The sequence below is a fragment of the Moorena sp. SIO3I6 genome (assembly GCF_010672095.1).
In genome coordinates, this window is record NZ_JAAHHU010000183.1 from 1 (window position 1) to 10,277 (window position 10,277).

Sequence of the window (10,277 nt, forward strand, 5' to 3'; positions counted from 1 at the left end):
GGGAGCATCCTCAATAAATTTTAATGATTCGGTGGTTGAGGGGGGAGATATTTGGCTGGCACTGTACAATATCTCAATACCGTTTTCTGTGATTGCCATGCGGTGAGAACCACAGACATGGTCAGATGCTCGCATTTTAAATACTTCTAGATAGCGATCGCGTCTACGACCAACCAGTTCTTTTGATAGCACAATCATGCCATCGACAATGGTTTCTTCCACACCAAAGCTGGATAGGTGTCCAGTTTCATGAGCAGGGATACCTGAGATAAAGATACCCACTCCACCGATTTGTTGCATCAGGGTTGCTAATTGGAAGGTTTTTTCTCGCTGGATGGCTCGGTTATTGACTTTGTAGAACAAGACTGATATTGAATCCACCACAAAACGTTGAGGCTGGAAGGAGGCGATTTCCTGAGCAATTTGATCTAGGTGTTCTTCAACCCGGATGTTAGTTTGGGTAACAAAGACAATGCGCAGCATTTCCTGTTGAATCAGACGTTCTAAGTCCCAACCAAAACCGGCTGCCATCTGGGACAGATGAGAGGGGGTTTCCTCAAAAGAAAAGAGCAAGCCTTTTTCCCCTCGGTCAACTCCAGCCATGAGAAACTGTAGGCCAAAGGTAGTTTTACCAGTGCCAGCAACTCCCGAGAGGATGATTGAACGACCGTAGGGGATACCTCCCCGCAACAGTTGATCCAAACCCGGAATTCCCATCACCATACGCCCTGCTGGAACTGACCAACTCACCGACTTTTGCCTGAGGGTTAGGGTAGGGCTGAGAATCCGCACCCCCACATTAGTGATCACAAAGGGAAATGGTTCCATATACGGTGCCAGACCCCGTAATTTATGAACCTGTAACCAACGGCGTTGCTCCCCTGCCTCCTCATGGGTCGAAAGGTAAATGATGCCATCAGCCAAAGCAAATTCTGCACTGTAGTTAATCTGAGAGGGATCGGATTCACTCACTAAAAAAGTCGTGCAACGAGCACTGGCGAGGCGAACCGATAGTTCGTAGCAAAAACGGCGGAAGTCACCACTTTTTTCGGTCAGGTCAGCAATGGCCTTAAAAGAGTCAATGACTATAACTTCTGCTTGATGTTGATTGACCAAACCCACTATATGATCCGCCAACCTAGGCATCGGTTGTTCAATTAAGAATGAGCCAATATCACTATAGATCACCTGCTCACCAAATACTTGAGCATCGAAGAATTGGAAGTGCTGCATATAACGCACCACCTTAAGGGTTGGCTCGGAAAGGGTACTGAGATAAAGAGCTCTCTTATGGGGTTGGTTCTCGATAGTGTTAAACAGAATCTGCTGCACCAAAATTGTTTTGCCAGTGCCAGGAGCCCCTGCCAAGATATTCAATGAGTAGATGGGAAAGCCACCGCCCAAAACGGCATCCAGATTTGGCACTCCTGTAGGCATTAATTTGATTGTGGGCTTAGTCATTAGCCATTATTCATTAGTCATTAGTGGTAATTTAACTAATAATCAATCAAAATAATCAATCAAATCGTAGCTTTGTAATAGGTTGTATTCTGACTTTCCCAGGTAATTACCATACCCTGCTGCTTCAGATTCTCTAACTCATGGAGCAAGTCTTGAGGGCTGAATCCAGTGCGATTGGCTAATTCATTTATCTCCATCTCCTCCACCCCCTGCAAGATTTTCATGATATTACGACTCGGGTTAAGCAACTCCTTAAAGCCATTGTCATTGAAGTAATTATTATTAAAGACAGGCATTCCAGTCAGCACACCAGTTTGAGCTTGAATCACCTCGTCGATGCGAATTCCACCTGAGGTAATTTCAAAAAACCGGATTTCTTTGCTGTGGGGCGCTCCCCTTACCTTCATAATGTTTATGGCTCGTCCAATGCGACCGGATAGTTCTACATAGCGCAAGAGGATAACATTATCCACCACAAAGGATACGCCATGTTCACTCAACTGAAACGGTCCGAAGAGCTCCCCAATTTCGTTGGTTACGATGGTGGTCACACCTTGAAGTTTAAACTGGTTCACTAAGGAGTAAATATAGTCTTTGTAGCGAACCTTATTTGGGGTGGCAATCTCAATATCCTTGAGAGAATCAAGCATAATCCGGCCAGCCTTAACCCTGTCTACAACAGCTTTCACCTTAGCAGCATGGATATCCGGCTGTAGTTCTACGGGAGAATCATACAGATGCACTAGCATTCCCTGCTTTTCCATGGCCTCTAAATCCCAACCTAAGGACAGGGCAATGGCTTTGAGCTGTTGGGGATTTTCTTGAAAGGTAACAATTACTCCAGGCTCCCCTTGGAGAATTCCAGCCACAATGAAGTGAAGTCCCATCAAGGTTTTACCAGTGCCTGCGCCTCCAGCAACCATAGTTGCCGTGCTATGCTGCAATCCCCCATCTAACATCCTATCCAGTTCAGGTATGCCAGTGGAAAGTTTGTTTTGGCTGGCCTGGGTCTGCTTCGATAAGTTTTCCAGCATCTTAATCCGGGGATAAACTTCTATGCCAGTCTTACTGATTTCAAAGGGGTGCAACCCGGTAAAATAATTTTCCCCCCTGAGTTTGAGCACATCTAAATAACGCTGGTAGTGTAACCCCAGAGGCTGATTTTGCAGACGAATAATCCCATCGGCGATGGCAAAGATGGGTTGATGTTTAATTTCTTCGTCAGTGTATTCCCCTACTAAAAAAGCTGTTACTCCCCAAGTGGTCAGACGCACTGAGAGGTCGTAGCCAAACTTACGTACTTCTACGGGATCCGTTGCCAAATCATGAATAGCTTTAAAGCTATCAATGCCGATCAGCGCAGGTCGATACTCCTTTACGTAATTAATAATGGCAGCGATCGCTTCTGTTAGACCCTGCTCTCGGATAATCTCGCCGATGTCGAGATAAATTACTGCAGTACCTACCTTACTGGGGTCAAAAAAATCAAACTTTTGTAGGTAGTGCAGTAATTTGACTGAAGGTTCAGATAGGGTGACTAGATAAAGGGCTTTGTGCTCTGTACTAGCATTGGTGTATAGTATTTGCTGGGTAAAGATCGTCTTACCAGATCCGGGTGGCCCAGTGATGATGTTAATGGACAATTCCGGAATACCACCAGCGAGAATCGAGTCTAGACCAGGAATACTAGTAGGCAGTTTACCTAAGGGCTTTGTCCGAGGCCTGATCATATAAGTTTTTTCCCTTCAATTTCCTTGAGTAATTGTCTGACTAGAATGTCGCCCGTCAAGATGGCTAGAATATCGATTAGGGTTGTGACTAACTCTTTGAGCGCCTCACGAATTAACAACCGTTGTTCTGGTGAAACCTTTTGGCGAAACACCTCAAACGAAACTCCCTCGGCACTTGATTCTATGTAGCCAATCAGGGGATATTTTTCCGCTGTCAAAGCTAGAGATCTTTCCATAATCGACACTACTGTCACTCTACCTAAGGTCGGCATAATCCGGTTCCAGATCGTGGTGAGCAAATCTTCGTAAATGTCGATAACTTCTTCCTTACGGGCCTCTGTCTTCGCCTGGTCAACTTGATCCTGGACTGGCTGTTCAGCTAATGGTTGTGCCGATCGCATCTCCATTTCTCTATTAGGATCGCTCATCGCACTCTCCTCAAATTTTCGTGCCCAGTTAAGGTTAAGAAAACTATTAGTTCTAGCTGAGGGGGTTATATAAGCTCTGAAAAGCCGACTATATAAGGCTTTGATGCCAATAACTCAGGCAAGATACAGTCCGAAATTGACCCTGGATTCATTGTCAGCCATGCAAAGCGCGAGTGGGGAAAACCACGGCAGTTGCTCATGGCGCATGGGTCTGTGTACGGAACCTGCGTCCGCACCGCTGTTTGCCCCGTGGAACGGCAGTCGCTCATGGTGTGGCCTCCTTTGACCGCGCTGCCTCCTTTGACCGCACTGCCTCCCCGTGAGGCCACTGCATCGCTTTCTGGAAGCTTAAACCCTTATAACTAGGTGCAATGTCAGCCCAAAACAGCATGTATCTTTCTGTTACTTATGAGCTGAAATTATTACCCAGTAATGATTTCAGCTTGCATGTCGCCCCCCCAGTAGTTCTATTCATGGCTATCTATGGATAACTACCAGTTTATCCCATCAATTTCCACAGATTATTAGATTATCAAAAGTAATGGGATTGGTTATCTCTTTTTTTAGATTTTTTTAAATTTTTTTTAGTAATACCGAATTAAAAACAAACAAAAATTAATACAAAAGTATTTAAATATAATTAACATAACTTTTCTTAAAGGAAAAGTAAACAACGCCTTTAAGGATAGCAACACAATACTGAAGCAATAGAAAAATTCAGTTTTTTTTTATCTCGATTAACTGCTGATACCAAATCCTGTTTCCATACCCCCCTGATCCGCATAGCCCTATATTCCTGGGATAAAAAGATTTGGTCGATTTTTATAAAGGGGTAATGACCAAGCGGATTTGGTATGAGATTCGCTAGTATGAACCACGGGTACCTTCACTCAAAAAAAAGAAGAAACCATGAAAACCCTGACCTCCCGCATGGAGGCGGTGCAGTTGCCAGTCATTCCCATGGTTGGCGAACTGATCCGTAAATATCCTGACACAATATCCTTAGGACAGGGGGTGGTATATTATGATCCCCCTCCAGAGGCAATGGCAATGTTGCGTGAATTCTACAGCTTACCAGGTAATCATAAGTACAAACCGGTACAGGGAATTGCGACTTTGCGAGAGGCAATTGAGGCAAAACTGCAAACTGATAACAAAATTGAGATTAACTCCGCCAACCGCATCGTTGTCACCGCAGGAAGCAACATGGCGTTTATGAACGCGATTCTGGCAATTACCACTCCCGGGGACGAGATTATTCTTCAAAGGCCTTACTATTTCAACCACGAAATGGCGATTAAGATGGCTAGTTGTGATCCAGTGCTGGTGCCAACCGATGATAATTACCAGCTAAATCCGTTCGCGATCGCACAGGCTATTACCGACAGAACCAAGGCAGTAGTGACCATATCACCTAATAATCCTACTGGGGCGGTATATTCCGAAGAGGCATTGCGTCAGGTAAATCAACTCTGTGGCGATCACGGAATTTACCACATCAGTGATGAAGCTTATGAGTATTTTACCTACAACGGGGTAAAACACTTTTCTCCAGGTGCCTTTCCCGAAAGTAGTCAACACACTATTTCTCTCTACAGTCTCTCCAAAGCCTACGGTTTTGCCAGTTGGCGGATTGGCTACATGATTATTCCAGAACACTTGTTTGAAGCAATTCAAAAGGTTCAGGATACAATCCTAATTTGTCCCCCAGTCATTTCTCAGTATGCGGCTTTAGGGGCATTGAGTACTCGAAAAGATTACTGTCAACCTCATATTAATGCGATCGCGTCTGTAAGACAGGTGGTATTGAACTCCCTGAAACGTCTAGAGGGTTTGTGTACCATTGGTTCTGCGGATGGAGCGTTCTATGTTTTCCTAAAAGTGGATACTCAGTTGGATGCTTTTGAGTTGGTACAGAGACTGATTCGGGAACATCGGGTAGCTGTGATGCCAGGTAGCGCCTTTGGTATTGAGGACGGGTGTTACCTCAGGCTTGCTTATGGTGCTTTGCAAAAGGAAACTGCAGCAGAAGGTATTGAACGATTCGTTGCAGGTCTTAACGAAATTTTACAAAAAGTTTGACCCAAGGGCAGGAGATGCAAAAAATATTTTGTAGAAAAATTGACTCACAAATTGGCCACAAGGGGCGAGGTATCATACCAGTTTTTTTTCTAGTGAACCCACCTGTGCTTGGTGGGTTCATAATACATTTTGATTGAGACTGATGTCATCTAAACCTGCTTACTGGCTTGGTTTTGGCAAAGTCTGGTTAGGCGTTATTGATGCTTCTGTCTGGCAGAATCCACCATAACACCGGAGACAAAATCATACAGGAAATAGAAAAAATCAACACCAGTAATAGAACTTGGCTCAGTTCGCTATCCATAGGTCTTACCTCTTTACTATCGACTCAGGCTTTTTAAAGCCTCTAGATTTATACTTCAATATGAGTTAAGTCTATTCCGGATAACAAATTATGGGTAGTTTTTATGGTAAAGATTTCTCTACTCTGGTGATACTTATAGTTAACTTATAATAAGTTTTATTGCGAATTCGGGGAAAGTGCGGTGCGACCCGTGGCGAATTTAATTCACCTAGGTCAAGGGCACCGGGAAAGAAATATCATGCCAAATCCGGTTGACTAATTATCATTGCCTTCTCGGGTAATGGATAATTGGTCATGGGGACTTGAGCATTTTTAAATTCAAAATGCCAAATTCAAAATTTCAAATGAATAGTCTTCTAATTTTGAATTTTTTCCACCGGATAAAAGCTCCTGAATTAATTTATGGGGTAGTTTTGAATTTTTAATTTATAATTTTGACTGGTAGCAAAGCGATTGAACCTTAAGATCTAGCACTACCTCACAGTCAACTTCTCAACAATACCAATCACTGCCTCACGACTAAGTTTAGCTTGTCCGAGAGCTAAAACATCAAGTGTTGCATGAGCCAAAGCAAGAGGAATTTGACAAAAATTTCTAGCTGGACCTTTGGGAAGAGCGTTAGTATAGGCATCAGCTAAAGAAAGATTTCTACGGGCATACCTTTGCATAGTTTCTGAACTCCATCCCTGGGGAAAGAAATCCACGTGACGTGTCAAATCATCAGTTCGATTACGTAGAATGTTAACTGCCTGTAAGCCTCGACCAAAACCAATTGCCTGGTGACGATTGGTTTGGGTTCCATCATACCAAGCCCACAAATCAGAAAGTAATAATCCTACAGAACCAGCAACACTGAAAGTGTAGCCATTCAAATCACCCTCTGTACGAATCTTCCAACCGCACTCAACCCAGTAAGCCATTCTATCTGCCATTGCTGAAGTTGCTTCCCAAATTCGAGGTGCAATGGTTTCTGGTGCTAGAATTGCCCAATCACCAATACGAGTTGTTACCTCTGGAAGTGTTTCATATTTACTTAAAACTGCAAGAAGTTCATCATTAGTATAACTATTAGTAGAACTAGCATTATAACTGCTGCCCATTGTTTGTAGGTTTAAGCTAATTGTTCTTAACAGCGCTGCTTTGGTAGACTTACCAAGTTGAGGATGATCTTCGATTTCATCAATTGCACGCATGCATAAGTAGGCAGAAGCGACAGCTTCTTGAAGGTCTTTAGGCAGAGTACTAATTGGAATATAAAAAGTCCGACTAGTCTCTTTGAGAATCTCTAAGCTACCTTTATAGGTCATCTTTACCAATCCATATTCCCTATGGGGCAAATTTGAACAAGTTTTTTGGATCTGACTGAAATTTCTGGGTATTATACCACTTTTATTTCAGATTCAATCCATAATTTTGAATTTTGATACAAAAATTTACAACTTTAACGTAAGTTGGTAGTTACCGCTGTGGAATAGAAACAAAAAAAACGTAGGCGCAACTTTAACCACTTAACAGGTTAAACAAGCTATAGGGCTAGTTGAGTTAGAATAGGGAATAGCGCTGCATCACTTTATTAGATCAATCCACGGTGCGCGCCTCCTAGGGCGAGTAAATCGCCCTTGGGTCGCACCGCTATGTTTATATTTAAAATTAAAATGCTATATAGCATTTCCAAACCAAATCTTTGATTGCTCATAACATCAAAAAATACTTGTATTTCTTTCCTACTGATCCGAAGTTATCTTTATCCATCAATCCTAATTTCACATCTCCTTTAAAAACGCTGTATATAATATCGATTCAGATTGACTGGGTTGTAAACAAGCCCACCTACTTCATCCTTGATACTTTATCCTTTTATATAAGGCCCAGAAGATACTTTGTGCTCTCTTACCAAAGTAAGACTAACCCATTGCCCTTTATCGTTAAAAGAGCGAATCAGCCGCTGACGTTGGTTAGGTTGCCACAGCCAACCTACTTCTAGGAAGAAAGAATGACCTGACTTAACCATTATTGGACAAGTAGACGATGCCCCATCGGGCAATAATAAGACTTGAGTAGAAACAGCACCCTCGTCAAAATACAGAATTGAGCCATCAATCTTAGCGCTAGAGGTGATGGTACCTAATGATTCTCCTGTGCCAAATGTGAGTTGTTGTACTAAGCGGTTACTTTCATGATGCTGAAGTTTAAGGTGAGTAGGATAGATGTTAGGCGTACGCAAATCAGAATAAAGCGTTACCGCCTCTCCACGCCACTCTCCGAGCAACTGTTCCAAGGTTAATGCTGGACGTTCTGGTGTATCCGTACCCGCCAGTTTTTCTCGAATTAAGGTCAACTGTTTCAGCTGACTCTCCCTGTTATACAGTTGCACCATCCGCAGACGACGGTTACCCTCAATCAAGCCAAATTCTGCCCCAAATTCGGAATAAGGAGCCCACTGTAGTGCGCCTTGGGAAAACGCACCAGTGTCAAAGAACATAAGATAGCGATCTACATGGGTGTATTCCAGAACTCGGTTGAATATAGCTTGTTCAGGTGGCAGATAGCGAAGAGTCAAACGAATTTTTTGGTTATCGTCGAGTCCTTCTATGGTGAGCACAGAGGGAATATCTTTTAACTGTTGCCCTTTTGGTGAGAATGTGGTAAAGGAACCATGCCAACTCCCTTGATTTTGCAAAAAACATTCCCATTGCGATCGCATAAGTAGTCCTTAGTTATTAGCTGTGAGTCATTAGTCATTGGTCATCAGTCCTCTGTTACTCTAACCACTTGCCATGACACTAACCACTGACAAAATACCAGAATTAGACCAAATTTTGGTAACCTCATTTCCCGATAGCGATGCTTTCGAGACTAACAGCTAGGCAGCTACCGAGCAAACCCACTGAACCCCCCAGAATCAACAACAGTAAGGGTAGCACAACAATTTTAAGTGGATCCGGTGGTACCACTGTAGCGATAAATTCGATAAAATCAGGTCCAGTCGCTAGCAGATTAGTCAGAAATTGCCGCAGACCGATCAACAAAACCCAGGCTAGGACTGCCCCAGCTACACCAAAAGTAATTCCTTGCAACATGAACGGCAGATAAATCCAGGATCTGGTTGCCCCAACTAGCTGCATAATCTCAATTTCCCGGCGTCTTGCGATCACAATCAGGCGCATTGTGGTGGTGACAACTGCCACTGCGGTCAGACTGAGAATGGTAGTAATGATCAGACTCACCCAGCCTAAACCATGATGAAGCTGTCGCATTTGTTTGAGAGTCTGATCCATATACTGCACCTGATCTATTCCTGGCAACTGTGACAACTGCTGGGCAAGAATTAGCACATCCTTTGGTTTGCTTACCTTTACCTTCAGTTCATCCACTAGGGGATTCCCTTCCAACTGTTCCGTAGCAGCTGCAATCTCCGAAATTCCCAGTTCCTCAACCAAGGATGCCCAAGCTTTTTCTTTGGAAATGGTTTGAACCGCCATCACCTTGGGCAGTTTCTGAACTGCTGGTAAGACCATTTCTGCCTCAGCCCCTGGTTCGAGATAAACAGCTACTTCTAGTTGATTCCCCAACTGATTGAGTAGCCCACCTAACTGCCAGGAGGCTTGCCAGCTTATACCAAAGAGAAACAATAGGACAGTCACCGTGCTAACCGCCGCCCAGTTGATCCAGCCGCCACGTTGTAGACCTAAGAAAGTTTCCCGCAGCAGGTAATCCAGTTGAGTGAGAAATTTAAACATCAGTCCCTGACTTGGTGTTACTTTTGGGTTCTAATCGATAGAGCTGCTAGTTTCCAGCGTAAAAGAATTGTGGGATACCAAGAAATCACTTGAAACGTACGATTTTGACATAATACCCACCTATGGGCGACCAGGGAGAGTCAATCAAATCATTGCAACGCGCTCCCCATCCCCTCTCTTGGTGTGCGTTCCCTTGAGGAGGTTCAGGCAGCGCCTTGTCGCACCGCAGCGCAAAGGCTCTTGGGGCGTGGGGCATGATAAACTAAGAAAGCGAGGCAAGACTATAATAATAGACCAACTTAGGCACTCTGTCTTAGGCACTCTGTTGAAGAATGTGTATGTTGAGTGTTCTAATCCTTTAGCAGCTGAGCGTCTAACCCTAACCATACCCTGACTCACAACTCAATAACCCCATGACTGCTGAACTTATCGTTGAAAAGAAAAAATTAGAGAATCCACCATTAACAATTCATTATCTAGGCGATCGCGTCCTGCGTCAGCCTGCCAAGCGGGTTGCTAAAGTAGACCACAA

8 protein-coding genes and 1 pseudogene are annotated in these 10,277 nt (G+C 43.7%); 3 read left to right on the forward strand and 6 right to left on the reverse strand.

The window, feature by feature from the left end; genetic code table 11:
- The 3 genes from F6K49_RS30175 to F6K49_RS30185 form a co-directional block, all read right to left on the reverse strand.
- A partial coding sequence (locus tag F6K49_RS30175; protein ID WP_293102508.1) for an ATPase domain-containing protein occupies positions 1 to 1,461 on the reverse strand: 1,461 nt, incomplete at its 3' end.
- 59 nt (positions 1,462 to 1,520) lie between these two features.
- On the reverse strand, positions 1,521 to 3,191 hold the full coding sequence (locus F6K49_RS30180; RefSeq protein ID WP_293102511.1) for an ATPase domain-containing protein: 1,671 nt from the start codon (positions 3,189 to 3,191) through the stop codon (positions 1,521 to 1,523).
- Positions 3,188 to 3,619 (reverse strand): hypothetical protein, encoded by a 432-nt coding sequence (locus F6K49_RS30185; protein WP_293025287.1) that lies wholly within the window; start codon positions 3,617 to 3,619, stop codon positions 3,188 to 3,190. Before F6K49_RS30185 ends, F6K49_RS30180 begins: the two co-directional genes overlap by 4 nt.
- Before the next feature lie 173 nt (positions 3,620 to 3,792).
- On the opposite strand from F6K49_RS30185, the gene F6K49_RS30190 reads away from it, so the two are divergent.
- Together F6K49_RS30190 and F6K49_RS30195 are read left to right on the forward strand one after the other, a co-directional pair.
- A complete protein-coding gene (locus tag F6K49_RS30190; protein ID WP_293063779.1) occupies positions 3,793 to 3,942 on the forward strand; it encodes a hypothetical protein in 150 nt (49 codons plus the stop codon).
- A 586-nt stretch (positions 3,943 to 4,528) separates the two neighbouring features.
- Positions 4,529 to 5,701, forward strand: coding sequence for a pyridoxal phosphate-dependent aminotransferase (locus F6K49_RS30195; RefSeq protein WP_293025285.1), 1,173 nt, complete (start codon positions 4,529 to 4,531; stop codon positions 5,699 to 5,701).
- Between the two features lie 777 nt (positions 5,702 to 6,478).
- On the opposite strand, the gene F6K49_RS30200 is transcribed toward F6K49_RS30195, so the two are convergent.
- The 3 genes from F6K49_RS30200 to F6K49_RS30210 form a co-directional block, all read right to left on the reverse strand.
- Positions 6,479 to 7,312 (reverse strand): phytoene/squalene synthase family protein, encoded by an 834-nt coding sequence (locus F6K49_RS30200; protein ID WP_293039323.1) that lies wholly within the window; start codon positions 7,310 to 7,312, stop codon positions 6,479 to 6,481.
- 542 nt (positions 7,313 to 7,854) lie between these two features.
- Entirely contained in the window at positions 7,855 to 8,709 is an 855-nt protein-coding gene (locus tag F6K49_RS30205; RefSeq protein ID WP_293025281.1) for a DUF3598 family protein, read from the reverse strand.
- Between the two features lie 124 nt (positions 8,710 to 8,833).
- A complete protein-coding gene (locus F6K49_RS30210) occupies positions 8,834 to 9,745 on the reverse strand; it encodes an ABC transporter permease (RefSeq protein ID WP_293025279.1) in 912 nt (303 codons plus the stop codon).
- Between the two features lie 413 nt (positions 9,746 to 10,158).
- Between F6K49_RS30210 and F6K49_RS30215 the strand changes: the two are divergent.
- A pseudogene (locus F6K49_RS30215) lies at positions 10,159 to 10,277 on the forward strand (peptide deformylase); the annotation flags it as partial.